The organism is Pseudomonas sp. C2B4, assembly GCF_013359695.1.
Taxonomy (GTDB): Bacteria; Pseudomonadota; Gammaproteobacteria; order Pseudomonadales; family Pseudomonadaceae; genus Aquipseudomonas.
Genome location: NZ_JABFMU010000007.1, coordinates 82757 through 108120 on the forward strand (window position 1 = coordinate 82757; position 25364 = coordinate 108120).

Genomic DNA, 25364 nt, shown 5'->3' on the forward strand with positions numbered 1-25364 from the left:
GCACGCACCTGCAGGAGCGAGCTCTGCTCGCGATGAACTGTCGAACACCGCGGGGCATCAGGTTTCCCGCGTTATCGTTAGCGATCATCGCGAGCAGAGCTCGCTCCTACAGGTAGGGGGGGTTACTCGGCGTTACACAGCGCCAGGCAGTTATCGAGCATGCGGTTGGAGAAGCCCCATTCGTTGTCGTACCAGGCCAGCACCTTGAGCAGCTTGCCGTTGGCCTTGGTGTGGTTGGCGTCGAAGATCGACGACAGCGGGTTGTGGTTGAAGTCGCTGGAAACCAGCGGCAGGGTGTTGTAGCCGAGAATCTTCGAGTGCTGGGCGGCTTGCTTGAGCAGTTCGTTGACTTCTTCGGCCGATGCTTCGCGCTTAAGCTGCACGGTCAGGTCCACCAGGGACACGTTGATCACCGGCACGCGCACCGCCATCCCGGTCAGCTTGCCCGCCAGTTCCGGCAACACCAGGCCGACCGCTTCGGCCGCGCCGGTTTTGCTCGGGATCATGTTCTGGGTGGCCGAACGGGCGCGGTACGGGTCGGTGTGGTAAACGTCAGTCAGGTTCTGGTCGTTGGTGTAGGCATGGATGGTGGTCATCAGGCCGCTTTCGATGCCCAGTTCGCGGTGCAGCACCTGGGCCACTGGCGCCAGGCAGTTGGTGGTGCACGACGCGTTGGAAATGATCTGGTGCGACTGGCGCAGGATGTCGTGGTTGACCCCGTACACCACGGTGGCGTCGGCGCCCTTGGCCGGGGCCGAGATGATCACTTTGCGCGCGCCGGCCGTAATATGCGCGGCGGCTTTGGCCCGGTCGGTGAACAGACCGGTGCATTCGAATACCACATCAATTTTTTCCGCGGCCCAAGGCAGGTCGGCCGGATTGCGAATGGCGCTGACCGCGATACGGTCGCCGTTGACGGTCAGGCTTTCCTGGTCATGCTGGACATCGGCGTCGAACGTGCCGTGAACAGTGTCGTACTTAAGCAAGTGCGCGTTGATCGCGCTGTCGCCCAAATCGTTGATGGCGACGATCTGCAAATCCTGACGATAGCCTTGGGTATAGAGTGCGCGCAGAACGTTACGGCCAATGCGGCCAAAACCATTGATTGCGATTCGAAGAGTCATTTATCAGCGCCGCCGTCGTTTTGTTGTTGGAATTACAAGATTATTCGCAAAAAAATAGAAAACAAGCCTTTTTAGTGGCAATATTTTGTTCAATCTACAACGAGCGACCTGATTCAACTGGTCCAATTGGTCAACAAAACCGTCCGTCATCCCATCGACAACGGCTCTTGATCAGCATAGACAATCAGGTCGCCACATCCGTTAGCCTGGAGTTCTACACATGCATCCCCGCGTCCTTGAGGTCACCGAACGGCTTATCGCTCGCAGTCGCGCCACGCGTGAGGCTTACCTTGCACTGATTCGCGGTGCGGCCAGCGACGGTCCGATGCGCGGCAAGCTGCAATGCGCCAACTTCGCCCACGGCGTGGCCGGTTGCGGCAGCCACGACAAGAACAGCCTGCGGATGATGAATTCCGCCAACATCGCAATTGTTTCGTCATATAACGACATGCTCTCGGCGCACCAGCCGTATGAAGTCTTCCCTGAGCTGATCAAGAAAGCCCTGCGCGAGATCGGCTCCGTCGGCCAGTTCGCCGGCGGTACCCCAGCCATGTGCGATGGCGTGACCCAGGGCGAGCCGGGCATGGAGCTGAGCCTGCCCAGCCGTGAAGTGATCGCGTTGTCCACCGCCGTGGCGTTGTCCCACAACATGTTCGATGGCGCGCTGATGCTGGGCATCTGCGACAAGATCGTCCCGGGCCTGATGATGGGCGCGTTGCGCTTCGGTCATCTGCCGATGATTTTCGTGCCGGGCGGACCGATGGTGTCGGGCATTTCCAACAAGCAGAAAGCCGATGTGCGCCAGCGCTATGCCGAAGGCAAGGCCAGCCGCGAAGAGTTGCTGGAGTCGGAAATGAACTCCTACCACAGCCCCGGCACTTGCACCTTCTATGGCACCGCCAACACCAACCAGTTGCTGATGGAAGTCATGGGCCTGCACTTGCCGGGCGCGTCTTTCGTCAACCCGAATACGCCGTTGCGTGACGCCCTGACCCGCGAAGCGGCGCATCAGGTGACGCGCCTGACCAAGCAGAACGGCAACTACCTGCCGATCGGCGAAATCGTCGACGAGCGTTCGATCGTCAACTCGATCGTTGCCCTGCACGCCACCGGCGGTTCGACCAACCACACCTTGCACATGCCGGCCATCGCCATGGCGGCGGGCATCCAGTTGACCTGGCAGGACATGGCCGATCTCTCCGAGGTGGTGCCGACCCTGAGCCACGTCTACCCGAACGGCAAAGCCGACATCAACCACTTCCAGGCAGCAGGTGGAATGTCGTTCCTGATCCGCGAACTGCTGGAAGCCGGGTTGCTCCACGAAAACGTCAACACTGTGTTGGGTCACGGCCTGAGCCGCTACACGATGGAGCCGTTCCTCGACAATGAGGAATTGGTCTGGCGCGAAGGCGTCACCGAAAGCCTCGACGAAAGCATCCTGCGCCCGGTCGCTCGCGCGTTCTCGCCAGAGGGCGGCTTGCGGGTGATGGAGGGCAATATCGGTCGCGGGGTGATGAAAGTGTCGGCCGTGGCCCTGGAAAACCAGATCGTCGAAGCACCGGCCATGGTGTTCCAGGATCAGCAGGATCTGGCCGATGCGTTCAAGGCCGGTTTGCTGGAGAAAGATTTTGTCGCCGTGATGCGCTTCCAGGGGCCGCGTTCCAACGGCATGCCGGAGTTGCACAAGATGACGCCGTTCCTCGGCGTGCTGCAGGATCGCGGCTTCAAGGTCGCCCTGGTGACCGACGGACGCATGTCCGGCGCGTCGGGGAAAATCCCGGCGGCCATTCACGTCAGTCCCGAAGCTTATGTGGGCGGCCCTTTGGCGCGGGTACAGGAGGGCGATATCATCCGCGTCGATGGCGTCAAAGGCACCCTGGAGCTTAAGGTGGACGCCGAAGAATTCGCAGCGCGCACGCCGGCCAAGGGCCTGTTGGGCAACAACATCGGCACCGGTCGCGAGCTGTTTGGTTTCATGCGCATGGCCTTCAGCTCGGCGGAGCAGGGCGCCAGCGCCTTTACTTCTGCCCTGGAGACGCTTAATTGAAACTGGCTTTGGTCGGTGACATCGGTGGGACCAACGCACGGTTCGCGTTGTGGAAAAACCAGCAGCTGGAATCGGTCCAGGTGCTGGCGACGGCCGACCATGCCAGCCCGGAAGAGGCGATCGCCCTCTATCTGAGCGGGCTGGGCCTGGCACCGGGTTCAATCGGATCGGTGTGCCTGTCGGTGGCCGGCCCGGTGAGCGGTGACGAATTCAAGTTCACCAACAACCACTGGCGCCTGAGTCGCAAGGGTTTCTGCCAGACCTTGCAGGTGGAGCAATTGTTGCTGGTCAACGACTTCTCGGCCATGGCCCTGGGCATGACCCGTTTGCAGCCGGGCGAATTCCGCGTGGTCTGCGAAGGCACGCCGGAGCCATTGCGTCCGGCGGTGGTGATCGGTCCCGGCACCGGGCTGGGCGTCGGTACCTTGCTCGATCTCGGCGAAGGGCGTTTTGCCGCGCTGCCGGGTGAAGGGGGGCACGTCGATTTGCCGCTGAGCAGTCCGCGTGAGACTCAGTTGTGGCAACACATCTTCAATGAGATCGGTCATGTCAGCGCTGAAACCGCGTTGAGCGGCGGCGGCTTGCCACGGGTCTATCGGGCGATCTGTGCGGTGGATGGTCACGAGCCGGTACTCGATACCCCGGAAGCGATCACCGCCGCCGGCCTGGCGGGCGACCCGATTGCCCTGGAAGTGCTCGAACAATTCTGCTGCTGGCTCGGTCGAGTGGCTGGCAACAATGTACTGACCACCGGTGCTCGCGGTGGCGTGTACATCGTTGGCGGCGTGATTCCGCGCTTCGCCGATTTCTTCCTCGAAAGCGGTTTCGCCCGGTGCTTTGCCGACAAGGGCTGCATGAGCGATTACTTCAAGGGGATACCGGTGTGGCTGGTGACGGCGCCGTATTCCGGGTTGGTGGGCGCGGGGGTGGCGCTGGAGCAATCAATCCCCGCTTGAAATGCGATCAAAATGTAGGAGTGAGCCTGCTCGCGATGACGGTGTGTCAGTCAACAGAACTGTTGGATGCAAGACCGCTATCGCGAGCAGGCTCGCTCCTACAGTGGTTTGTGGTGTTTGTAAAAATGGTGCATCAGGCATAATCCGCCCAATTCAAACAACAAGGACGCCGCCCCGTGAGCTCAGTCAACAAGTCGATTTTGTTGGTCGATGACGATCAAGAGATACGCGAGTTGCTGGACACCTACCTGACCCGCGCCGGTTTCCAGGTCCGCACCACGCCCGATGGCGCCGGCTTTCGCCAGGCCCTGAGCGACGAGCCGAGCGATCTGGTGATCCTCGACGTGATGCTTCCGGACGAAGACGGTTTCAGTCTGTGTCGCTGGATTCGCCAGCATCCGAAGCGGGCCCAGGTGCCGATCATCATGCTCACCGCCAGCTCCGACGAGGCCGACCGGGTCATCGGCCTGGAACTGGGCGCCGACGATTACCTCGGCAAACCTTTCAGTCCCCGTGAGTTGCAGGCACGCATCAAGGCCCTGTTGCGCCGCGCCCAGTTTGGTCAGGAGCGTAATGGCGGTGAAGTGCTGGCCTTCGATGACTGGCGGCTGGACATGGTCAGCCATCGCCTGTTCCACATCGATGGAGAGGAAGTGATCCTGTCCGGCGCCGACTTCGCCTTGTTGAAACTGTTCCTCGATCATCCCCAGGAAATTCTGGATCGCGACACCATCGGCAACGCCACCCGTGGCCGCGAATTGATGCCGCTGGATCGCATCGTCGACATGGCGGTCAGTCGCCTGCGCCAGCGCCTGCGTGACACGGAAAAACCGCCACGCCTGATTCGCACCGTGCGTGGCAGCGGCTATCAATTGGCGGCCAATGTGATTGCCAGCAATGGTCACTGAGTCGCTGCGCAAGCTGGCCCGACGGGTGCCGGTGCCGCGCTCGCTGCTCGGGCGCATGTTGCTGCTGACCCTGCTGGCGGTGTTGTTCGCCCAGGCGCTGTCGAGTGTGATCTGGGTCTCGCAATTGCGTGCCACACAGCTTGAAGGCCTGGTCACCAGCGCCCGCAGCCTTGCGCATTCGATGACCGCCAGCGTCAGTTACTTCCGCTCGTTGCCGGTGGCGTTCCGGCCGTTGGTGCTCGACCAGTTGCGCAGCATGGGCGGCACGCGGTTCGTGGTCACGCTCAACGACAAGCCCCTGGGGATGGAAGTGCTGCCGATCACGGCGCGCAAAGCGGCGGTGATCAAGGCGGTGGACGAAGTGCTGCGTCAGTCGCTGGGGCAGGACACGGATATCTCGGTCACCTTTGTCAGCCCCGAAGACCTGCGGATCTTCAATGGCGGCCTGAAACTCGATGAGTTGCCGCGCTCCTGGGCGCACTACGCGCTGACCCTGGAGCCGGTGAACCCGCCGGTGCTGGTGACGCAGATCCAGATGGCGCCCGGCGAATGGCTGTACATCGCCTCGCTGTTGCCCGAGCCCTACACCAGTCTGGAAGAACAAGGGCTGCCGGCGCAGCAGGTGTGGTTCATCGTCCTCACCAGCGGCTTCTTGCTGCTGTTCATCGGCCTGCTGGTGCACTGGCAGAGCCGGCCGCTCAAGCGTCTGGCGCGGGCGGCGCGGGACCTGTCGCTGGGTGCCGACGTGGAGCCGGTGGCCGAGGGTGGCGGCAGTGAAGTGGTGGAAGTCGGTCGCGCCTTCAACACCATGCGCGAGCGCATCAGCCGTTACCTGACCGAACGCAGCCAATTGTTCAGCGCGATTTCCCACGACCTGCGAACGCCGATTACCCGGCTGCGGCTGCGGGTCGAATTGCTCGAAGACGAAAAACTGCAAGCCAAGTTCGGCCGTGATCTGGACGAGCTGGAGCTGCTGGTCAAGGGCGCGCTGCAATGTGTGAAAGACACCGACATCCACGAGAACATCGAGCAGGTGGATCTCAACTATGTGCTCGACTGCCTGGTGGAGCCTTATCTGGCGCCGAACGGCAACGGTCGCGTGACTCAACAGGGGCGGGCGCTGGCCACTTATCCGGGCAAACCGCTGGCGCTCAAGCGCTGCATCGGCAACCTGATCGACAACGCCTTGAAGTACGGGCAAAACGCCCACCTGCACATCGATGACGACGACAGTGCTTTTGTCCTGCACGTCGACGACGAGGGGCCGGGGGTTCCGGAGCAGCGGCTGGAGCAAGTGTTCGAACCGCACTTTCGCCTGGCCGGGCAGCAGCAGGGGTATGGGTTGGGGTTGGGAATTGCGCGCAATATTGCCCACAGCCATGGCGGTGAAGTGAGTTTGCAGAATTTGCGTGAGGGTGGGTTGAGGGTGACGTTGCAGTTGCCGCGCAGTGTTGACTAGCCTTGTGGCGAGGGGATTTATCCCCGTTGGGTGGCGAAGCCGCCCCAAAGTCTGCAATTGAGGTGTATCAGATAAACCGAGTGCAATTGTTTTGCGACTGCTGCGCAGCCGAACGGGGATAAATCCCCTCGCCACAGGTGATCACTCGCCATAAATTTGGGGTGAATGTCACAGGTTGGTGACATAACTCGCCCCCTTCGTTACAAGCCCGCGTCGGCCCGTTGTTTAGACTGCCCCTCAGTCATAACAACAAAAAAGGCCCCCCATGGATCACTTCCAACCTGCCTTCAGCAGCTGGCTGAACGCACCTGCCCATCAGCAATGGCTCGCCGCCGAAGGCCTGCGCCTGTTGGCGTTTGCCAAGGCGTCGAAGCTGCCTGAAGGCTTCGGTAATCTTGATGAGCGAGGTCACCTGCCGGCCGACGCCCAAGCCGAAACCATGAACACCGCGCGCATGACCCACAGCTTCGCCATGGCCCACATCCAGGGCTTGCCGGGGTTTGTCGAGTTGGTGGATCACGGCATCCAGGCCCTGCGCGGGCCCTTGCGCGATGCACTGCACGGCGGTTGGTTTTCCGTTGCCGAACACCGCGACGGCAACACCGGCAAGAACGCCTATCTGCATGCCTTCGTGGCGCTGGCCGCGAGTTCCGCGGTGGTCGCGCAACGGCCCGGCGCACAAGCCTTGCTCGATGACGCCATCGACATCATCGACACCTATTTCTGGAGCGAGGAGGAGGGCGCCATGCGCGAATCCTTCAGCCGCGACTGGAGCGATGAAGAGTCCTATCGCGGCGCCAACAGCAACATGCACGCCACCGAAGCCTTCCTCGCCCTGGCCGATGTCACCGACGACAACCGTTGGCTGTGTCGCGCCCAGCGCATTGTCGAACGGGTGATTCACGGTCACGCCGCCGCCAACGGCTATCTGGTGATCGAACATTTCGACTGCGATTGGCAGCCCCTGCGCGAGTACAACCGCGACAACCCGGCCGACGGATTCCGCCCTTACGGCACCACGCCGGGTCACGGTTTCGAATGGGCGCGGTTGTTATTGCACCTCGAAGCGGCGCGGGTGCGGGCCGGCATGCTCACGCCGGGCTGGCTGGCCACCGACGCGCAGAAACTCTTCGAGGAAAACTGCCGACATGGCTGGGACGTCGATGGCGCGCCCGGCATCGTCTACACCCTTGACTGGGACAATCGCGCGGTGGTCCGCCATCGCCTGCACTGGACCCATTGCGAAGCCAGCGCCGCCGCCAGTGCCTTGCTCAAGCGCACCGGCGAGGAGCAATACGAGCGCTGGTACCGGCTGTTTTGGGAATTTTGTGACAGTCATTTCATCGACCGCTGCGATGGCAGCTGGCACCACGAACTCGATCCCTTGAATCGCCCCAGCGCCGATATCTGGGCCGGCAAACCCGACCTTTATCACGCCTGGCAAGCGCTGCTGATTCCGCGCCTGCCGCTGGCGCCGAGCATGGCCACTGCGCTGGGGCAGTTGTCCCAGAGCTTTCCTGTGTAACCATGTGGTGACATTCCCGCGTCCCTTCGTTACCTGCGAAGGGGTATCCCCTGTTTAAAATCCTATGCAGCGCAAGCACCAGACTTGCAACGCATAACAACAAGAAAGGTACTACTAGATGAATGCGATTTCTCGCCTCGCTACTGTCATTTCTCTCGCCTCCCTGGTTCCATTTTCCGCGTTCCCGCTCAGTGCACTGGCCGACGATGCCAAAGGTTCGGTCGAGGTCGTTCACTGGTGGACGTCCGGTGGTGAAAAGGCAGCGGTCGATGTCCTCAAGGCCCAAGTCGAAAAAGACGGCTTCACCTGGAAGGATGGCGCAGTCGCCGGTGGTGGCGGTTCCACGGCCATGACCGTTCTCAAGAGTCGCGCCGTTGCCGGCAACCCGCCGGGCGTTGCCCAGATCAAGGGCCCGGACATCCAGGAGTGGGGCAGCACCGGCCTGCTGAGCACCGACACCCTGGCACCCGTCGCCAAGGCGGAAAACTGGGATGGCCTGCTGTCGAAGAAGGTCTCCGACACCGTCAAGTACGAAGGTGACTATGTCGCCGTGCCGGTGAACATCCACCGCGTCAACTGGCTGTGGATCAACCCGGAAGTGTTCAAGAAAGCCGGGATCGACAAGGCGCCGACCACCCTCGAAGAATTCTATGCCGCCGGCGACAAGCTCAAGGCTGCCGGCTTCATCGCGCTCGCCCACGGTGGCCAGCCTTGGCAAGACAGCACCGTGTTTGAAGACGTGGTGCTCTCGGTCATGGGCGCCGATGGATACAAGAAAGCCCTGGTAGATCTGGATCAGAAATCCCTGTCCGGGCCGGAGATGACCAAGGCCTTCACCGAGCTGAAAAAGATCACCACCTACATGGATCCGAACCGCGCCGGTCGTGACTGGAACATCGCGGCCGCCGAGGTCATCAATGGCAAGGCCGGCATGCAGATGATGGGTGACTGGGCCAAGAGCGAGTGGACCGCCGCGAAGAAAGTCGCGGGCAAGGACTACCAGTGCGTGCCGTTCCCGGGCACCGATAAAGCCTTCACCTACAACATCGACTCGATGGCCGTGTTCAAGCTCAAGGCTGATCGCAAGGGCGACATCGCCGCGCAACAAGACCTGGCCAAGGTCGCGTTGGGTACCGACTTCCAGAAAGTCTTCAGCATCAACAAGGGCTCGATCCCGGTGCGGACCGACATGCTGAACGAAATGGACAAGCTGGGCTTTGACTCCTGCGCCCAGACCGCCGCCAAGGACTTCCTGGCGGACGACAAGACCGGCGGCCTGCAACCGAGCATGGCGCACAACATGGCCACCTCCCTGGCCGTGCAAGGCGCGATCTTCGACGTGGTCACCAACTTCATGAACGACAAGGACGCCGATCCGGCCAAGGCCAGCGCCCAACTGGCATCGGCGGTCAAAGCGGCCCAGTAACTTCCTGTACTGAGTAACCCTGTGGGAGCGAGCCTGCTCGCGAAAGCGGTCTGACATTCAACATGGATGTCGACTGATACACCGCCTTCGCGAGCAGGCTCGCTCCCACAAGGGATCACTCCGATCCTTCTATCTAAACCTGGATTATCCCGATGAGCTCTGTGGCGGTTTTCAGCAAAGCCTCACCGTTCGATGCGCTGCAACGCTGGTTACCCAAGTTGGTACTGGCGCCGAGCATGCTGATCGTGTTGGTTGGCTTCTACGGTTACATCATCTGGACGTTCATTCTGTCCTTTACCAACTCCAGCTTCATGCCGAGCTACAAGTGGGTCGGCCTGCAGCAATACATGCGACTGATGGACAACGACCGCTGGTGGGTCGCGAGCAAGAACCTCGCGGTGTTCGGCGGGCTGTTCATCGGCATCAGCCTGGTGCTGGGCGTCTTCCTCGCGGTGCTGCTGGACCAGCGAATCCGCAAGGAAGGCTTCATTCGCACCATCTACCTGTACCCGATGGCGCTGTCGATGATCGTCACCGGTACGGCGTGGAAGTGGCTGCTCAACCCGGGCCTGGGCCTGGACAAGATGCTGCGCGACTGGGGCTGGGAAGGCTTCCGTCTCGACTGGCTGGTGGATCAGGATCGCGTCGTGTACTGCCTGGTGATTGCTGCCGTGTGGCAAGCCTCCGGGTTTGTGATGGCGATGTTCCTCGCCGGCCTGCGGGGTGTCGATCAATCGATCATCCGCGCCGCGCAAGTCGACGGTGCAAGCCTGCCGACCATCTACCTGAAGATCGTGCTGCCGAGCCTGCGCCCGGTGTTCTTCAGCGCCTTCATGATCCTCGCGCACATTGCGATCAAGAGCTTCGACCTGGTGGCGGCGATGACCGCTGGCGGGCCTGGCTACTCGTCCGACCTGCCGGCGATGTTCATGTATTCCTTCACCTTCAGCCGTGGCCAGATGGGCATCGGTTCGGCCAGCGCCATGCTGATGCTCGGTGCCTTGCTGACGATCCTCGTGCCGTACCTGTACTCCGAGCTGCGAGGCAAGCGCCATGACTAATCAACCCGCAAAGTCATCCCTGAGCTTCAGCCGCATCGCGATCTACGCCACGCTCCTGCTGGCCGCCGCGGTGTACCTGGTACCCCTGGTGGTGATGTTGCTGACCAGCTTCAAATCCCCGGAAGACATTCGCACCGGCAACCTGTTGAGCTGGCCGGCCGTGATCGACGGCATCGGCTGGATCAAGGCCTGGGACGTGGTCGGCGGCTACTTCTGGAACTCGGTGAAAATTACCGTGCCAGCGGTGCTGATCTCGACCTTCATCGGTGCCATGAACGGTTACGTATTGTCGATGTGGCGCTTTCGCGGTTCGCAACTGTTCTTCGGTCTGTTGCTGTTCGGCTGCTTCCTGCCGTTCCAGACCGTGCTGTTGCCGGCCTCGTTCACCCTCGGCAAGTTCGGCCTGGCCAACACCACCACCGGTCTGGTGCTGGTGCACGTGGTCTACGGCCTGGCGTTCACCACGCTGTTCTTCCGCAACTACTACGTGAGCGTGCCGGATGCGCTGGTCAAGGCGGCGCGGCTCGACGGTGCAGGCTTCTTCACGATCTTCTGGAAGATCCTGCTGCCGATGTCGATCCCGATCGTGATGGTCTGCCTTATCTGGCAGTTCACCCAGATCTGGAACGACTTCCTGTTCGGCGTGGTGTTCGCCAGCGGCGATGCCCAGCCAATCACAGTGGCGCTGAACAACCTGGTCAACACCAGCACCGGGGTCAAGGAATACAACGTTGATATGGCCGCCGCGATGATCGCCGGGCTGCCGACACTGCTGGTCTACATATTCGCTGGCAAGTATTTCCTGCGTGGGCTGACGTCCGGCGCGGTCAAGGGGTAGAAACATGGCAACTCTCGAATTACGCAACGTCAACAAGACCTACGGCGCCGGCTTGCCGGACACCCTGAAGAACATCGAACTGAAGATCGATGACGGGGAGTTTCTGATCCTGGTCGGTCCGTCCGGCTGCGGAAAATCGACCTTGATGAACTGCATCGCCGGCCTGGAAACCATCAGCGGCGGCGCGATCCTGGTGGACGACGCCGACATCAGTGGCATGAGCCCGAAAGATCGCGACATCGCCATGGTGTTCCAGTCCTATGCGCTGTACCCGACCATGAGCGTGCGCGACAACATCGCCTTCGGCCTGAAGATTCGCAAAATGCCGACCGCTGACATCGACGAAGAAGTCGCCCGGGTTTCCAAGTTGTTGCAGATCGAACACTTGCTCAACCGCAAGCCCGGCCAACTCTCCGGTGGCCAGCAACAGCGCGTGGCGATGGGGCGCGCCCTGGCGCGGCGGCCGAAGATCTACCTGTTCGACGAACCGCTGTCCAACCTCGACGCCAAGCTGCGGGTCGAGATGCGCACCGAAATGAAACTGATGCACCAGCGCCTGAAAACCACCACGGTCTACGTGACCCACGACCAGATCGAAGCCATGACCCTGGGCGACAAGGTGGCGGTGATGAAGGACGGGATCATTCAGCAGTTCGGCACGCCCAAAGACATCTACAACAACCCGGCCAACCTGTTCGTCGCGAGCTTCATCGGCTCGCCGCCCATGAACTTCATTCCCCTGCGTTTGCAGCGCAAGGACGGTCGCCTGCTGGCGCTGCTCGACAGTGGCCAGGCCCGTTGCGAATTGCCGCTGGGCATGCAGGACGCCGGTCTCGAGGATCGCGAAGTGATCCTCGGCATGCGCCCGGAGCAGATCGTGCTGGCCAACGGCGAGGCCAATGGTTTGCCGACCATTCGCGCCGAAGTCCAGGTCACCGAGCCGACCGGGCCCGACACCCTGGTCTTCGTCAATCTCAACGGCACCAAGGTCTGCTGCCGCCTGGCACCCGACGTTGCGCCAGCGGTGGGCGAGACCCTGACCCTGCAATTCGATCCGGCGAAAGTGCTGCTGTTCGATGCCAAGAGCGGTGAACGGCTGGGGGTGGCCGGTGTGCCGAAAGCCGAGAGTCACGCTGCCAACGTCGCCCAATTCAAGGGCCGCTGAAGATCAAGTGTGGGAGCGGGCTTGCTCGCGAAAGCGGTGTGTCATTCAAGGATATGTCGACTGACGCACCGCATTCGCGAGCAAGCCCGCTCCCACAGGGGGATATGCGGTGAGCGGCCTGTCGCTCCTCGCAACCGATGTAACCGCGTTAGACAGAAAAGTTAATAACAATAAGACGAGGATGTAGGGATGAAGAAGAACAACAACGCTCAGCTTATCTGCCAGTTAACGGCCGTTGCGGCCATGATGCTGGCCGGTAGTGTTCACGCGGCTGAAGCGTTCAGCGCCGATTCCGAATGGATGACCGGCGATTGGGGTGGGGAACGGACCCGGCTGATCGAGCAGGGTATCGATATCAAGATGGACTACGTCGGTGAAGTGGGCGGCAACCTCCACGGCGGTTTCAACGATGACAAGACGGCGCGTTACTCCGACCAGTTTGGCCTGGGCGCGGCGCTTGACCTGCAAAAACTGCTGGGCTGGGACAACACCCAGGCCAAGATCCAGCTGACCAATCGTAACGGTGAAAACATCTCCAACGACCGCATCGGTGATCCGCGTGCAGGCACCCTGAGTTCGTCCCAGGAAGTCTACGGCCGTGGCCACATGGTCCGTCTGACCCAGTTGTGGATCAAGCATCAGTTCCTCGACAACAAACTGGACATCAAGGCCGGTTACTTCGGCGAAGGCGAAGACTTCAACAGCTTCCCGTGCGAATTCCAGAACCTGGCATTCTGCGGCTCCCAGGTGGGTAACTGGGCGACCAACATCTGGTACAACTGGCCGGTCAGCCAGGCGGCGATCCGCGTGAAGTGGAACATTTCGCCCGAGTGGTATGCGCAGATCGGCGCGTACAACCAGAACACCTCGCAACTGGAGCACGGTAACGGCTTCAAGCTCAGCGGCAGTGGTACCAACGGCACCGTCCTGCCGGTGGAACTGGTGTGGCTGCCTAACCCTGGCAACCTGCCGGGCGAATACCGTGTCGGTTACTACAAAAGCACGGCCAAGGCCGACGACGTTCGTGAAGACGATAACGGCGATGACGCTGCCACCACTGGCAACGCCTATCGCAGCCACAGCAGCAAGCACGGCTACTGGTTCGTTGCGCAACAACAGCTGACCACCCACAACGGTGACGCTTCCCGCGGTCTGAACATTGCCGCCAACGCCACGTTCCACGACAAGGACACCAACATCGTCGACAACTACCAGTCGCTGATGTTTGTGTACAAGGGCCCGTTCGATGCCCGTCCGAAAGATGACCTCGGTATCGGTTTCTCGCGTATCCATGTCAACGATGACGTGAAGAAAAACGCCGAGTTGGTCAACGCCGCCAATGGTGTGACCCAGTACGAAGACCCGCTGTTCTCGCCGCTGCGTGACACCGAGTACAACTACGAACTCAACTATGGCTTCCACGTCACCAACTGGCTGACCGTGCGTCCCAACCTGCAATACATCACTCACCCGGGCGGTGTGGATGAAGTCGACAACGCGCTGGTCGCCGGTCTGAAAATTCAGTCGGTGTTCTGACGCGACTGCGATAAGCTCCTCTCTATGTGCGCATTTTGCGGACGGCCATGGCTGTCCGCTTTTTTTTGGGGTGGCGAGGGGCGTGCTGTGATGAGGACTTTTGTGGCGAGGGGATTTATCCCCGTCGGGCTGCGAAGCGGCCCTAAAAAATGGGACTGCTGCGCAGTCCAACGGGGATAAATCCCCTCGCCACAGTAGACCGTCACTACATTGACTCGCTGAGTACACCCATGATTTTCAGGACCGTGGTACATGCTTGAGCATCCGCTACAACGCTTCTTCAAATCCTTGCGCGAGCGGCCCGTGTTTGCGTGGGAGCGCTATCAGAAGCGCGACGTGCTCGTGATCGATCATCCGCTGTGTCAGGCGGTGTTCAGTCGTCAGGGCGCGCAATTGCTGCACTTCCAGCCCAAAGATCAAAAGCCTTGGCTGTGGTGTGCTGCGAAGTGGCCGCAGGTCGGGGCCATTCGCGGTGGCGTGCCGGTGTGCTGGCCGTGGTATGGCCGTCATCCGAGCGAAAATGCCTGGCCGTCCCATGGTTGGGCACGTTTGCTCGACTGGAAGCTGATCGACAGCAGCAGTGATGAGGATGGCGTGCGCTTGCACTGGCAGCTGCGGTTGTGCGACTGGCAAGTGGATCTGCACGCCCACCTGGGGGAGCGAATGGATCTGCGCCTGAGCACCGAGCATCAAGACAGCCTGCCTTGCCAATTGAGCCAGGCGTTGCACGCCTATTGGCGTATTGGTGACGTCGGCGAGGTAGCGCTGTCTGGGCTCGATGGCGCGCAAGGTTACGACCAGTTGAGCCGGCAGGTTTGCCAGCAGGAAGGTGAGTTGCGCGTCGATGGCGGCTGTCAGCGGGTGTTCCAGCATGACGGCGAGTTACAGCTCAACGATCACGCCTGGCAGCGGGCGTTGTGCATCGATACCGGCGACACCGCGGACACGGTGGTCTGGCACCCGGGCTCGCGGCCGTTGCTGGGGGTGAGCTGGAGTGAGATATCCGAGTTTGTTTGCGTGGAAGCGGCGAGCGGCGGCACTGACAGCCTGTGCCTGAAACCGGGGGAGCGGGCGCATTTGAGTTTGCAGGCGCGGGTGGGGGCTTAGGTTCGGAGTTTGCGGTGTTGGGGCGGCCGTCTTCGCGAGCAGGCTCGCTCCCACACTAGATCTTCAGTGGACGCAATATGTGTGATCAACACAAATCCACTGTGGGAGCGAGCCTGCTCGCGAAGAGGCCCGATCAGGCAATGAAGATGCCGGACTAGTTGAACTCGTCGCCCACCGGATACCGGCTGGCATTCAAGCTCTCCTTGATCTTGCGCAAATGCGGCTGGAAATCCACGCCACGGCGCAAGGTCATGCCGGTGGCGAGCACGTCCAGTACGGTCAGCTGAATGATCCGCGAGGTCATCGGCATGTAGATGTCGGTGTCCTCCGGCAGCGGAATGTTTAGGCTCAAGGTACTGGCCTTGGCCAGGGGCGAGTTCTCCGCGGTCAAGCCGAGCACCGACGCGCCGTTTTCCCGGGCGATGCGCGCCACTTCCACCAGTTCGCGGGTGCGGCCGGTGTAGGAAATGATCACGAACAGCTCGCCGGTGTGCGCCACCGAAGCAATCATGCGCTGCATCAGCACGTCGGCATGGGCGGTCACGGCCAGGTTGAAACGGAAGAACTTGTGCTGCGCATCCAGCGCCACAGGCGCTGAAGCGCCAAGGCCGAAGAAGTGGATCTGCCGGGCCTGGATCAAAAGGTCGACGGCGCGGCTGATCAGGTTCGGGTCCAGCGCCTGGCAAGCGCTGTCCAGGGACGCGATGGCGCTGCCGAAAATTTTCTGGGTATAGGCTTCGGGATTGTCGTCGGCCTCCACCGCACGGCTGACATACGCCGCGCCGCTGGCCAGGCTCTGGGCCAGTTGCAGCTTGAGTTCGGGGTAGCCGCTGACGCCGAACGAACGGCAGAAACGGTTGACCGTCGGTTCGCTGACCGACGCGGCCTGGGCGAGGGCGGCGATGCTGAACCGGGTGGCCTGCTGTGGGTTGAGCAGGATCACCTCGGCGACTTTGCGTTCGGCCTTGTTCAGCTCTTCAAGGCGATTCTGGATCTGCTCCAGTAAATTTCGCACGCGGTCCATATGGATTTCCTTGATTCACCTGCGCCGATAAGCGCACGGCTAATGCAAAAAGGGCCTTTGATGCGGCCCGTAACGGTGGCCTATCCTACTGATGGCTCCGACCGACCACCACTCGGAATCTGTATTTTGCGAAAATGTTGTGGTTATTACTACATTTTCCCTTGAGTGATGCCTTGAAAAAAGGTATTTGTAGCTTAACTTGATAAAAGAACAAACATCATGCTCTCGATTACGGTTGAACCGTGCACCTTTGCCTTGTTCGGCGCCCTTGGCGATCTGGCTCTGCGCAAGCTGTTTCCTGCCCTTTATCAACTCGATGGCGCGGGCCTCCTGCATGAGGACACCCGCATCATCGCGCTGGCCCGTGAGCCTGGCAGCGAGCAGGAGCACCTGACGTTCATCGCTTCCGAGCTGCGCCGCTACGTCGGTGCCAAGGAGCTGGACGAAGCCGTGGTCGATCGCTTCCTCGCTCGCTTGACCTATCTGCACGTCGACTTCCTCAAGTCCGAAGACTATGTGGCCCTGGCTGAGCAGGCCGGAAGCGCACAACGGGTGATTGCCTATTTCGCCACGCCGGCCGCGGTTTACGGCGCGATCTGCGAGAACCTGGCGAAGGTTGGCCTGGCGGAAAACACCCGCGTGGTGCTGGAAAAGCCCATCGGTTCCGACCTGGAATCCTCGCGCAAGGTCAACGATGCCGTGGCGCAGTTCTTCCCGGAGAACCGCACCTATCGCATCGACCACTACCTGGGCAAGGAAACGGTGCAGAACCTGATTGCCCTGCGTTTCGCCAACAGCCTGTTCGAAACCCAGTGGAACCAGAACTACATCTCCCACGTGGAAATCACCGTGGCCGAGAAGGTCGGTATCGAAGGTCGCTGGGGCTACTTCGACAAGGCCGGCCAACTGCGGGACATGATCCAGAATCACCTGCTGCAACTGCTCTGCCTGATCGCCATGGACCCGCCGGCCGACTTGTCCGCCGACAGTATTCGCGACGAGAAGGTCAAGGTCCTCAAGGCGCTGGCGCCGATCAGTCCGGAAGGCCTGACCACCCAGGTGGTGCGCGGCCAGTACATCGCTGGCTACAGCGAAGGCAAGGCAGTGCCGGGTTATCTGGAAGAACCCAATTCCAACACCCAGAGCGACACCGAAACCTTCGTCGCTTTGCGTGCCGATATCCGCAACTGGCGCTGGGCCGGCGTACCGTTTTACCTGCGTACCGGCAAGCGCATGCCGCAGAAGCTGTCGCAGATCGTCATCCACTTCAAGGAACCGTCGCACTACATTTTCGCTCCCGAGCAGCGCCTGCAAATCAGCAACAAGCTGATTATCCGCCTGCAACCGGACGAAGGCATTTCCTTGCGCGTGATGACCAAGGACCAAGGCCTGGACAAGGGCATGCAGCTGCGCAGCGGTCCGTTGCAGCTGAATTTTTCCGACACCTGGAGCAGCGCACGGATTCCCGATGCCTACGAGCGGTTGTTGCTGGAAGTGATGCGCGGCAATCAGAACCTGTTTGTCCGTAAAGATGAAATCGAAGCCGCGTGGAAGTGGTGTGACCAGTTGATCGCCGGGTGGAAAAAATCCGGTGATGCGCCCAAGCCGTACGCGGCCGGGTCCTGGGGGCCGATGAGCTCCATTGCACTGATCACGCGGGACGGGAGGTCATGGTATGGCGATATCTGATTTGAAACTGCCCAAGGGCGTCAGCGCCCATGGGTTCAAGAGTCCGGTGCTCTTGGCCGAAGGCCTGGCACTGAACGTGGCCAAACAACTGAGCGACGCGATCGACGCCCAGGGCACCGCGACCCTGGTGGTGTCCGGCGGCCGCAGCCCGGTGGCGTTTTTCCAGCACCTGGCCAAGCAGGCGCTGGACTGGTCGAACGTGGTGATCAGCCTCGCCGACGAGCGCTGGGTGCCGGTGGAACATGCCGACAGCAACGCCGGCCTGCTCAAGAAGTATCTGTTGCAAGGCCCGGCGGCCAAGGCGCAGTTCCTGAGCCTGTACAGCGCCAGCGCCAACCTTGAACAGGCAGCCGATCAGGCTGATCGACTGCTCTCCGAGTTGCCGGTGATCGACGTGCTGGTGCTGGGCATGGGGGATGACGGCCACACCGCGTCGCTGTTCCCCAACAGCCCGAACCTCGCCGAAGCCCTGAAGGCTGACGGCAGTCGTCGCTGCTACCCGATGCTGGCGCCCACCGTGCCGCATCAGCGCCTGACCATGAGCCGGGCGCTGCTGGCTTCGGCCAAACATAAAGTTCTATCGATTTCCGGTCAGTCCAAGTTGACCACCCTGAGTATCGCGTTGGCCGGTGACGATGTCGCCGAAATGCCGGTGCGCGCATTTTTGCAACCCACGTTAGAGATTTACTGGTGCCCATGAGCCAAGGAACAGCCGCTATGACAAACCCATCCCCGACCGTTTCCATGGCGGATAAAGTTGCCCTGATCGACAGCCTCTGCGCCAAGGCGCGGATCCTGCCGGTGATCACCATCGCTCGCGAGCAGGACGTCCTGCCGCTGGCCGATGCCCTTGCTGCCGGTGGCCTGACTGCTCTGGAAGTGACCCTGCGTTCGCAGTTCGGCCTCAAGGCCATCCAGATCCTGCGTGAGCAACGCCCGGAACTGGTGACCGGTGCCGGTACCGTGCTTGATCGCCACATGCTGGCCGCGGCCGAAGCGGCAGGTTCGCAATTCATCGTCACGCCGGGCATCACCCGCGACCTGCTGGAAGCCAGCGTAGAAAGCCCGATTCCGCTGCTGCCAGGCATCAGCAACGCCTCGGGCATCATGGAAGGCTATGGCCTGGGTTATCGCCGCTTCAAGCTGTTCCCGGCGGAAGTCAGCGGCGGCGTCGCGGCCATCAAGGCCCTGGGCGGACCATTCGGCGAAGTGAAATTCTGCCCGACTGGCGGCGTAGGTCCGGCCAACATCAAGAGCTACATGGCGCTGAAAAACGTCATGTGCGTGGGCGGTAGCTGGATGCTTGATCCTGAGTGGATCAAGAACGGCGACTGGGCCCGCATTCAGGAATGCACCGCCGAGGCCCTGGCGCTGCTGGACTGATCGCTTCACCCGACACGTAGTTGTGTGTTTTACGGCTTTACGGTGCGCTTGGTCGGTGCACCGTTTTTTTTTGCCCAAAGGAAATGCACGAACGCCGCTCCCACAGGGGGTATCTGCCACGACTTCGATCAACTGTGGGAGCGAGCCTGCTCGCGAAGGCGGCGTAACATTCAACAATTGTGGTGGCTGACACACCGCTTTCGCGAGCAGGCTCGCTCCCACAGGTCAGCGCAACTCCGTCAACGCCGTGACCAGTTGCTTCATGTGCTCGGCAGTGGTGGTCAGCCCCGGCGTAATCCGAATGCACGGACCACACGCCGCGCCGCTGCGCACCACGGTAAACAGGTTGTAGTCGCTGAGCAGTCGCTGGACCATCACTTGCTGATCGGCCTGTGCGGTAAAGCGCATCGACGTGATGCCGCAATACAGTCGCGGGTCATCCGGGGTCAGGACTTCGATGCCCGGGAGTTCGCGTACCGCCCGCACCCACCGGTTACGCAGGTAGTTGAGCCGCGCACCCTTGGCGGCGGAACCGCCCATCGCGTGATGTTCCTCGATGACCAGCGGCAGGGTCAGCAATGCGGGGATGTTCGGTGTGCTGTAGGGGGTACGGGCGCGAATGTCGGTGACCGGAAAATGCATTTCGCCCATGTCCGGGTCGATGTCCGCCAGGCGCTCAGGGGCGATATAGAGAAAGCCCAGGGTCAACGGCGCGCCAATCCACTTGTGCAGGTTGTAGGCGGCGAAAGCGATGCCCAGATCCTTGAGATCGAATTCGAACTGGCCCAGCGCATGGGCGCCGTCGAGGATCACATCAATACCATGTTCCCTGGCGGCAGCGGCAATCGCCTGAACCGGCATCACCAGACCGGTGCGGTGGGTGACGTGGGTCAGGGCCATCAACTTGAGTCGCGGATGACGCGCAAAGGTTTCACGGTAGGTGGCCAGCAAGCTGTCGAAACTGGCCGGATGCGCGTGCTCGATCTCTATCACCTCGACACCGCGATGCTTTGCCAGCCAGCGCATGGCGCCTTTGACGGTGTCGTATTCCAGATCGCAGATCAGCACCTGGTCACCCGGTTGCAGGCGATTGTAGTTGCGGATCAATGACTGCAAACCGTCCGAGGCGTTGCGGGTGAGGGCGACGGCTTCGGCGGGCGCACCGATCAAACTGGCCACCAGCGCCTGGATTTTCAGGCTGTCGCCCTGTTCAAAACGCTGGCGGACATGAACCGAATTGCCGCGGTTGATCAGTTCGATGTTGCGTTGATACTCCTCGACCGCCGTGCGCGACATACGCCCGAAGTAACCGTTTTCCAGGTTGATCGGGCCGGGTTGCTGATCGTAGCGGTCGGCAAAGGTTTGCCAGAAGGCTTCATCACGGGCGCGGCGGGTATTGTCGGGCATGGGTTACTCAATCGGAGGCGGGATGAGTGAATCAGTGGCGAGGGGCGGGCTTGCCATGTTTGGCGCGCAACGGTTCGAGCAATTCCGACAAGCCGTTGTGATCGATTTCCTGCATCAGGGCCAGCAGGCCGCCCAACTCACCATGGGGGAAGCCTTCCCGGGCGAACCAGTTCAGGTAGGGGCCCGGCAAGTCCGCAATGATCCGCCCTTTGTATTTGCCGAAGGGCATTTCGCGGGTGATCAGCAGTTCAAGTTTTTCAGGGTTCATGACTCGGTCGTCTTGATTCATTCGGTTCGGAAAATACAGGCATTCTGCATGCAGGCCAATTGACAGATCATGCAAAAAAAACGGATACAGATTTTCTGAGTGGATTTAACTTATTGAAATTAAACAGATAATTAATCATCTACAGGCTGGCATGCGCTCTGCAACGAGTCAGTCATCTTTCATCAACCGCAAGGAATTGAAAAATGACCGACATGAATAAAGAAGCGATCTCTGTGCTCAACGACCTGATTGAAACCAGCAAGGACGGTCAGGAAGGGTTCAAGACGTGCGCTGAAGACATCAAACACCCTGAACTCAAAACCCTGTTCGTGCAACGCTCCGCCGAGTGCGCAAAGGCTGCCGCGGAATTGCAAAGCGCTGTGCGTTCGATGGGGGGCGATCCGGAGACGTCCACCAGTGTCAGCGGCGACATGCACCGTCGCTGGGTCGACGTGAAGTCGATGTTCACCGGCAAGGACGAAGAGGCCGTGTTGAACGAAGCCGAGCGCGGTGAAGACCATGCACTGAAGGCTTATCGCCAGGCCATGGAAAAAATCAACAAGCACAACCTGGTGGGCATTCGTGACATCGTTGAACGTCAGTATCACGGCGTGCAACGTAACCACGATCAGGTCAAGGCGCTGCGTAATCAGGCGCGTGCACGTTCATAAATCCCAACCGGTGACCCCCTGTAGGAGCGAGCCTGCTCGCGATGGCGGCCGTACATTCAACATTGATGTTGACTGAACTGGCGCTATCGCGAGCAGGCTCGCTCCTACAGTTTAAAGTGTCGCGAATCAGCCGATGCTGATCTCCGGCAGCTCGGTCAAGGTCACGGACTGCTGTTTGCGCGGCGCGAGGATTTCCGCCTCGCCATCGACCACCAACTCATCGCGCTGGTTGAATACGCGAGTGGCAATGCGCACGCGGAATTTCGGCAGTTTTTCCAGGATTTCCAGGCGCACCGTCAGGGTGTCGCCGATCTTCACCGGCTTCTGAAAGCTCATTTGCTGACCGATGTAGATCGTGCCCGGGCCAGGCAACTCGCAGGCGACCGCGGCGCTGATCAGGGCTCCGCTGAACATGCCGTGGGCGATGCGCTCCTTGAACATGGTGCTGGCGGCGTATTCGGCGTCCAGGTGCACCGGGTTATGGTCACCCGACATCGCGGCGAACAACTGGATGTCGCGCTCTTCGACCGTCTTGCTGAAGCTGGCGGTCTGGCCGATTTCGAGGGCTTCGTAAGGTGTGTTGGTAACCTGGGTCATGGGTCTGAATTCCTGTGACGAGTAAAAAGATTCACAAAAAGCTATTCGCTTCGGTGTGGCCGGGGCGTGCTCAGGGTCTGGTGGATCCAGGTCAACACATCGGCGGTCACTTCATCGCGGTTGGTTTCGTTGAACAGTTCGTGCCGCGCCTGCGGGTAAATGGTCAGTTGCAGGTGCTGGCTGCCGGCTTCGCGCAAGGCGCCGGCCAGATCCTTCAGACGCTTGCCTTCGCTCACCGGATCACATTCGCCGCCGATCACCAGCAACGGCAGGCCCGGATCGATCTGGGCGAGATTGGACGCTTTGCTGATTTGCTGCAACCCGCCCAGCAAATCGATCCACAGCTGATTGGTGCAGCGGAAGCCGCACAGCGGGTCGTTGGCGTACAGGTCGACTTCCGTCGGATCGCGGCTGAGCCAGTCAAACTGCGTGCGTACCGGTTTGAATCGCTTGTTGAAGGAGCCGAACGACAGCCATTCGATGAACGCACTGCGCCCCTTCGGCCCCTGGCGCAGACGTTCGAAACGGGCAATCTGCCGGGCGGCGCGATAAAGCACTACGGGCTGGAAGTTCGAGCCGCTGAGAATGGCGCCGTGCAGGCTGGCGCTGTGATGCAGCAGATACGCCTGGGCAAGGTAGCTGCCCATGCTGTGCCCCAACAGCACGATGGGCGCGCCGGGATGTTGCTGGCCGATGTGTTGGTTGAGGCACGCCAGGTCGCCGACCACTTTGGCCCAACCGTCGTTGTCGGCGAAATGGCCGAGTGTCCCGTTTTCGGCAGTTTTGCCATGTCCACGCAGATCCGGAGCGTACACGCCATAGCCCTGCTCACAGAGCTTTTGCGCCAGACGAGCGTAGCGGCCGCTGTGTTCCGCCATGCCGTGGGCCAGCAGGATCACGGCCCTGGGGCTTTCGTCGGGCAACCACTGGTTGACGAAGAGGCGGCTGCGGTCGCTGGTGGTCAGCCAGAACGTGTCGTGGATCATGGCGATTCCTTTTGCTGAAGGCCTTTGCCTGACTATTGTAGGAGCGAGCTTGCTCGCGATGGGCGTGAACGATAACGCGTACAGCCTGAAGCTCAGTGGTGCCTTTGGTTTTTTCGCGAGCAAGCTCGCTCCTACAGGTCAGCACGAGCCTGGCCGCAATGTATAGCGCATCCTTGGCCGGACGTCTGATCAGGCCACGCCGCGGCAGCAAGATTCACACGATCAATGACGGCCATGCGCATATTTGCCTGTTTCGCCATAGCTGCTAGTGTCCGTGAAGCTCCGCTTTTCTGCACGTTGAGTAAACAGACAGAAATGACAGAAAAGCGGCCCCGGATAGGCTCAGGTAAAGAGGACAAGAACAATGCAACCTGATTTCTGGAATGACAAACGCCCGGCTGGCGTGCCATTGGACATTGATGTCGCCGAATACAAGTCAGTCATCGAGGTGTTCGAGCGTTCCTGCAAGAAGTTTGCTGATCGCCCGGCGTTCAGCAACATGGGCGTCACCCTGACCTACGCCGAGCTGGAACGCTACAGCGCGGCCTTCGCCGGTTACCTGCAAGCGGAGACCGACCTGGTGCCGGGGGATCGCATCGCGGTGCAGATGCCCAACGTCCTGCAATACCCGATTGCCGTGTTTGGCGCCTTGCGTGCCGGGCTGATCGTGGTCAATACCAACCCGCTGTACACCGCGCGGGAGATGCGTCATCAGTTCAAGGATTCCGGGGCCCGGGCGCTGGTCTACCTGAACATGTTCGGGCAGAAGGTCCAGGAAGTGCTGGCCGATACCGATATCCAGTACCTGATCGAAGCGAGGATGGGCGACCTGATGCCCGGCGCCAAGGGCTGGCTGGTCAATACAATGGTCAGCAAGGTCAAGAAAATGGTCCCGGCCTATTCCTTGCCCCAGGCCATTTCCTTCAAGAGTGCGCTGCGCCTGGGCAAAGGAAAGAGCATCAAGCCGCTGAAGGCCGGCCTCAAGGACATCGCGGTGTTGCAATACACCGGCGGTACCACCGGCCTGGCCAAGGGCGCGATGCTGACCCACGGCAACCTGGTCGCCAACATGCAGCAGGCGCGGGCGTGTCTCAGTCAGTTTGCCAAAGACGGCCAACCCCTGCTGCGTGAAGGGCAGGAGGTGATGATCGCGCCGTTGCCGCTGTACCACATCTATGCCTTCACCGCGAATTGCATGTGCATGATGGTGACCGGCAACCACAACGTGCTGATTACCAACCCGCGGGACATCGGCGGCTTTATCAAGGAGCTGAAAAAGTGGCGCTTCTCGGCGCTGCTGGGGCTCAACACCTTGTTCGTTGCGCTGATGGACCATCCTGACTTCAAGACCCTGGATTTCTCCAGCCTCAAGCTCACCAACTCCGGCGGCACGGCGCTGGTCAAGGCCACGGCCGAGCGCTGGGAGCAGTTGACCGGTTGCCGCATCACCGAAGGCTATGGCCTGACCGAAACCTCCCCGGTGGCCTGCACCAATCCCTACGGCGACAAATCGCGGATCGGCACGGTCGGCCTGCCGGTGCCGGGCACCACGCTCAAGGTCATCAACGATGAAGGCGTCGAGCAACCCTTGGGCGAACGCGGCGAGTTGTGCATCAAGGGCCCGCAGATCATGAAAGGCTACTGGCAGAAACCCGAAGCGACCGACGAAGTGCTGGATGCCGAGGGCTGGTTCAAGTCCGGCGACATCGCGGTAATCGACCCGGACGGCTTTGTGCGCATTGTCGACCGCAAGAAAGACATGATTATCGTCTCGGGTTTCAACGTGTACCCGAACGAGATCGAGGACGTGGTCATGGCCCACCCGAAAGTCGCCAACTGCGCGGTGATCGGTGTGCCGGACGAGCGTTCGGGCGAGGCGGTGAAGTTGTTCGTGGTCGCCCGTGAAGCGGGGGTCAGCCTTGAAGAGCTGAAGGCGTACTGCAAGGAAAACTTCACCGCGTACAAGGTGCCCAAGCACATTGTCTTGCGTGAGACGTTGCCGATGACGCCGGTGGGCAAGATTCTGCGGCGGGAGTTGCGTGATATCGCTTAAGCGGTGAAGGGCCGCGCTTCGCGCGGATCCCCTGTAGGAGCGAGCTCTGCTCGCGAACTGGACGTCAACGATAACGCGCCCTGTCTGAATGACAGCGTTGTCTGGACGTTTTTCGCGAGCAGGCTCGCTCCTAC

The 25364-nt window shown here is 60.7% G+C and carries 22 protein-coding genes; 16 read left to right on the plus strand and 6 right to left on the minus strand.

What is annotated here, in order from left to right; translation table 11 throughout:
* Positions 1–122 precede the first annotated feature (122 nt).
* Entirely contained in the window at positions 123–1124 is a 1002-nt protein-coding gene (gene gap / locus HNQ83_RS07925; protein ID WP_175388434.1) for a type I glyceraldehyde-3-phosphate dehydrogenase, read from the minus strand.
* 220 nt (positions 1125–1344) lie between these two features.
* Here gap and edd point away from each other — a divergent pair, with 220 nt between their 5' ends.
* From edd to HNQ83_RS07980, 11 genes are all read left to right on the plus strand, one after another.
* On the plus strand, positions 1345–3171 hold the full coding sequence (edd, locus tag HNQ83_RS07930) for a phosphogluconate dehydratase (protein ID WP_175388435.1): 1827 nt from the start codon (positions 1345–1347) through the stop codon (positions 3169–3171).
* Positions 3168–4127 carry a glucokinase gene (locus tag HNQ83_RS07935; protein WP_175388436.1) on the plus strand — a complete coding sequence of 320 codons (960 nt, stop codon included), beginning with the start codon at positions 3168–3170 and terminating at the stop codon, positions 4125–4127. Before edd ends, HNQ83_RS07935 begins: the two co-directional genes overlap by 4 nt.
* 176 nt (positions 4128–4303) lie before the next feature.
* Positions 4304–5035 carry a response regulator gene (locus HNQ83_RS07940; RefSeq protein WP_175388437.1) on the plus strand — a complete coding sequence of 244 codons (732 nt, stop codon included), beginning with the start codon at positions 4304–4306 and terminating at the stop codon, positions 5033–5035.
* Entirely contained in the window at positions 5025–6494 is a 1470-nt protein-coding gene (locus HNQ83_RS07945; protein ID WP_175388438.1) for an ATP-binding protein, read from the plus strand. Before HNQ83_RS07940 ends, HNQ83_RS07945 begins: the two co-directional genes overlap by 11 nt.
* A gap of 265 nt (positions 6495–6759) precedes the next feature.
* Positions 6760–8019, plus strand: a complete 1260-nt coding sequence (locus HNQ83_RS07950; RefSeq protein ID WP_175388439.1) for an AGE family epimerase/isomerase — start codon at positions 6760–6762, stop codon at positions 8017–8019.
* A gap of 118 nt (positions 8020–8137) precedes the next feature.
* Entirely contained in the window at positions 8138–9445 is a 1308-nt protein-coding gene (locus HNQ83_RS07955) for an ABC transporter substrate-binding protein (protein ID WP_175388440.1), read from the plus strand.
* A gap of 152 nt (positions 9446–9597) precedes the next feature.
* Positions 9598–10506 carry a carbohydrate ABC transporter permease gene (locus HNQ83_RS07960; protein WP_175388441.1) on the plus strand — a complete coding sequence of 303 codons (909 nt, stop codon included), beginning with the start codon at positions 9598–9600 and terminating at the stop codon, positions 10504–10506.
* Positions 10499–11344, plus strand: a complete 846-nt coding sequence (locus HNQ83_RS07965; RefSeq protein ID WP_175388442.1) for a carbohydrate ABC transporter permease — start codon at positions 10499–10501, stop codon at positions 11342–11344. The genes HNQ83_RS07960 and HNQ83_RS07965 overlap by 8 nt, the downstream gene beginning before the upstream one ends.
* Positions 11345–11348: 4 nt before the next feature.
* Positions 11349–12509 carry an ABC transporter ATP-binding protein gene (locus HNQ83_RS07970; RefSeq protein WP_175388443.1) on the plus strand — a complete coding sequence of 387 codons (1161 nt, stop codon included), beginning with the start codon at positions 11349–11351 and terminating at the stop codon, positions 12507–12509.
* A gap of 189 nt (positions 12510–12698) precedes the next feature.
* A complete protein-coding gene (locus HNQ83_RS07975) occupies positions 12699–14045 on the plus strand; it encodes a carbohydrate porin (RefSeq protein ID WP_175388444.1) in 1347 nt (448 codons plus the stop codon).
* A gap of 252 nt (positions 14046–14297) precedes the next feature.
* Positions 14298–15152: a D-hexose-6-phosphate mutarotase gene (locus HNQ83_RS07980; protein ID WP_175388445.1), complete on the plus strand. Its 855-nt coding sequence runs from the start codon at positions 14298–14300 to the stop codon at positions 15150–15152.
* A gap of 154 nt (positions 15153–15306) precedes the next feature.
* Here the strand turns inward: HNQ83_RS07980 and HNQ83_RS07985 are convergent, their stop codons facing one another.
* Complete coding sequence (locus HNQ83_RS07985; protein ID WP_170948639.1) at positions 15307–16167, minus strand: MurR/RpiR family transcriptional regulator; 861 nt, start codon at positions 16165–16167, stop codon at positions 15307–15309.
* Between the two features lie 228 nt (positions 16168–16395).
* On the opposite strand from HNQ83_RS07985, the gene zwf reads away from it, so the two are divergent.
* Genes zwf through HNQ83_RS08000 form a run of 3 tightly spaced genes read left to right on the plus strand, consistent with a single transcriptional unit; the run spans position 16396 to position 19248 of the window.
* A complete protein-coding gene (gene zwf / locus HNQ83_RS07990) occupies positions 16396–17865 on the plus strand; it encodes a glucose-6-phosphate dehydrogenase (RefSeq protein WP_175388446.1) in 1470 nt (489 codons plus the stop codon).
* Positions 17852–18565 carry a 6-phosphogluconolactonase gene (pgl, locus tag HNQ83_RS07995; RefSeq protein ID WP_175388447.1) on the plus strand — a complete coding sequence of 238 codons (714 nt, stop codon included), beginning with the start codon at positions 17852–17854 and terminating at the stop codon, positions 18563–18565. Before zwf ends, pgl begins: the two co-directional genes overlap by 14 nt.
* Before the next feature lie 17 nt (positions 18566–18582).
* Entirely contained in the window at positions 18583–19248 is a 666-nt protein-coding gene (locus tag HNQ83_RS08000; RefSeq protein WP_175388448.1) for a bifunctional 4-hydroxy-2-oxoglutarate aldolase/2-dehydro-3-deoxy-phosphogluconate aldolase, read from the plus strand.
* Between the two features lie 225 nt (positions 19249–19473).
* Here the strand turns inward: HNQ83_RS08000 and HNQ83_RS08005 are convergent, their stop codons facing one another.
* Positions 19474–20655, minus strand: coding sequence for an aminotransferase class V-fold PLP-dependent enzyme (locus tag HNQ83_RS08005; RefSeq protein WP_175388449.1), 1182 nt, complete (start codon positions 20653–20655; stop codon positions 19474–19476).
* Between the two features lie 31 nt (positions 20656–20686).
* Positions 20687–20923, minus strand: a complete 237-nt coding sequence (locus HNQ83_RS08010; RefSeq protein WP_003213031.1) for a DUF3820 family protein — start codon at positions 20921–20923, stop codon at positions 20687–20689.
* Positions 20924–21126: 203 nt separating this feature from the next.
* On the opposite strand from HNQ83_RS08010, the gene HNQ83_RS08015 reads away from it, so the two are divergent.
* A complete protein-coding gene (locus HNQ83_RS08015; protein ID WP_175388450.1) occupies positions 21127–21594 on the plus strand; it encodes a PA2169 family four-helix-bundle protein in 468 nt (155 codons plus the stop codon).
* Positions 21595–21720: 126 nt separating this feature from the next.
* Here HNQ83_RS08015 and HNQ83_RS08020 read toward each other — a convergent pair whose 3' ends face one another.
* On the minus strand, positions 21721–22191 hold the full coding sequence (locus tag HNQ83_RS08020; RefSeq protein ID WP_095193212.1) for a MaoC family dehydratase: 471 nt from the start codon (positions 22189–22191) through the stop codon (positions 21721–21723).
* A gap of 41 nt (positions 22192–22232) precedes the next feature.
* A complete protein-coding gene (locus HNQ83_RS08025; RefSeq protein ID WP_175388451.1) occupies positions 22233–23177 on the minus strand; it encodes an alpha/beta hydrolase in 945 nt (314 codons plus the stop codon).
* Positions 23178–23541: 364 nt separating this feature from the next.
* Here HNQ83_RS08025 and fadD2 point away from each other — a divergent pair, with 364 nt between their 5' ends.
* Entirely contained in the window at positions 23542–25230 is a 1689-nt protein-coding gene (gene fadD2, locus HNQ83_RS08030; RefSeq protein WP_175388452.1) for a long-chain-fatty-acid--CoA ligase FadD2, read from the plus strand.
* Positions 25231–25364 lie beyond the last annotated feature (134 nt).

Bases quoted from the DNA above. Each gene is read 5' to 3' on its own strand.
- HNQ83_RS08020 (WP_095193212.1), bottom strand. From the start codon at position 22,191: ATGACCCAGGTTACCAACACACCTTACGAAGCCCTCGAAATCGGCCAG.
- gap (WP_175388434.1), bottom strand. From the start codon at position 1,124: ATGACTCTTCGAATCGCAATCAATGGTTTTGGCCGCATTGGCCGTAAC.
- HNQ83_RS08010 (WP_003213031.1), bottom strand. From the start codon at position 20,923: ATGAACCCTGAAAAACTTGAACTGCTGATCACCCGCGAAATGCCCTTC.
- HNQ83_RS07945 (WP_175388438.1), top strand. From the start codon at position 5,025: ATGGTCACTGAGTCGCTGCGCAAGCTGGCCCGACGGGTGCCGGTGCCG.
- HNQ83_RS08025 (WP_175388451.1), bottom strand. From the start codon at position 23,177: ATGATCCACGACACGTTCTGGCTGACCACCAGCGACCGCAGCCGCCTC.
- HNQ83_RS07975 (WP_175388444.1), top strand. From the start codon at position 12,699: ATGAAGAAGAACAACAACGCTCAGCTTATCTGCCAGTTAACGGCCGTT.
- HNQ83_RS07965 (WP_175388442.1), top strand. From the start codon at position 10,499: ATGACTAATCAACCCGCAAAGTCATCCCTGAGCTTCAGCCGCATCGCG.
- HNQ83_RS07955 (WP_175388440.1), top strand. From the start codon at position 8,138: ATGAATGCGATTTCTCGCCTCGCTACTGTCATTTCTCTCGCCTCCCTG.
- HNQ83_RS07950 (WP_175388439.1), top strand. From the start codon at position 6,760: ATGGATCACTTCCAACCTGCCTTCAGCAGCTGGCTGAACGCACCTGCC.
- pgl (WP_175388447.1), top strand. From the start codon at position 17,852: ATGGCGATATCTGATTTGAAACTGCCCAAGGGCGTCAGCGCCCATGGG.
- HNQ83_RS07970 (WP_175388443.1), top strand. From the start codon at position 11,349: ATGGCAACTCTCGAATTACGCAACGTCAACAAGACCTACGGCGCCGGC.
- HNQ83_RS08005 (WP_175388449.1), bottom strand. From the start codon at position 20,655: ATGCCCGACAATACCCGCCGCGCCCGTGATGAAGCCTTCTGGCAAACC.
- HNQ83_RS07960 (WP_175388441.1), top strand. From the start codon at position 9,598: ATGAGCTCTGTGGCGGTTTTCAGCAAAGCCTCACCGTTCGATGCGCTG.
- zwf (WP_175388446.1), top strand. From the start codon at position 16,396: ATGCTCTCGATTACGGTTGAACCGTGCACCTTTGCCTTGTTCGGCGCC.
- HNQ83_RS08015 (WP_175388450.1), top strand. From the start codon at position 21,127: ATGACCGACATGAATAAAGAAGCGATCTCTGTGCTCAACGACCTGATT.
- HNQ83_RS07980 (WP_175388445.1), top strand. From the start codon at position 14,298: ATGCTTGAGCATCCGCTACAACGCTTCTTCAAATCCTTGCGCGAGCGG.
- HNQ83_RS08000 (WP_175388448.1), top strand. From the start codon at position 18,583: ATGACAAACCCATCCCCGACCGTTTCCATGGCGGATAAAGTTGCCCTG.
- edd (WP_175388435.1), top strand. From the start codon at position 1,345: ATGCATCCCCGCGTCCTTGAGGTCACCGAACGGCTTATCGCTCGCAGT.
- fadD2 (WP_175388452.1), top strand. From the start codon at position 23,542: ATGCAACCTGATTTCTGGAATGACAAACGCCCGGCTGGCGTGCCATTG.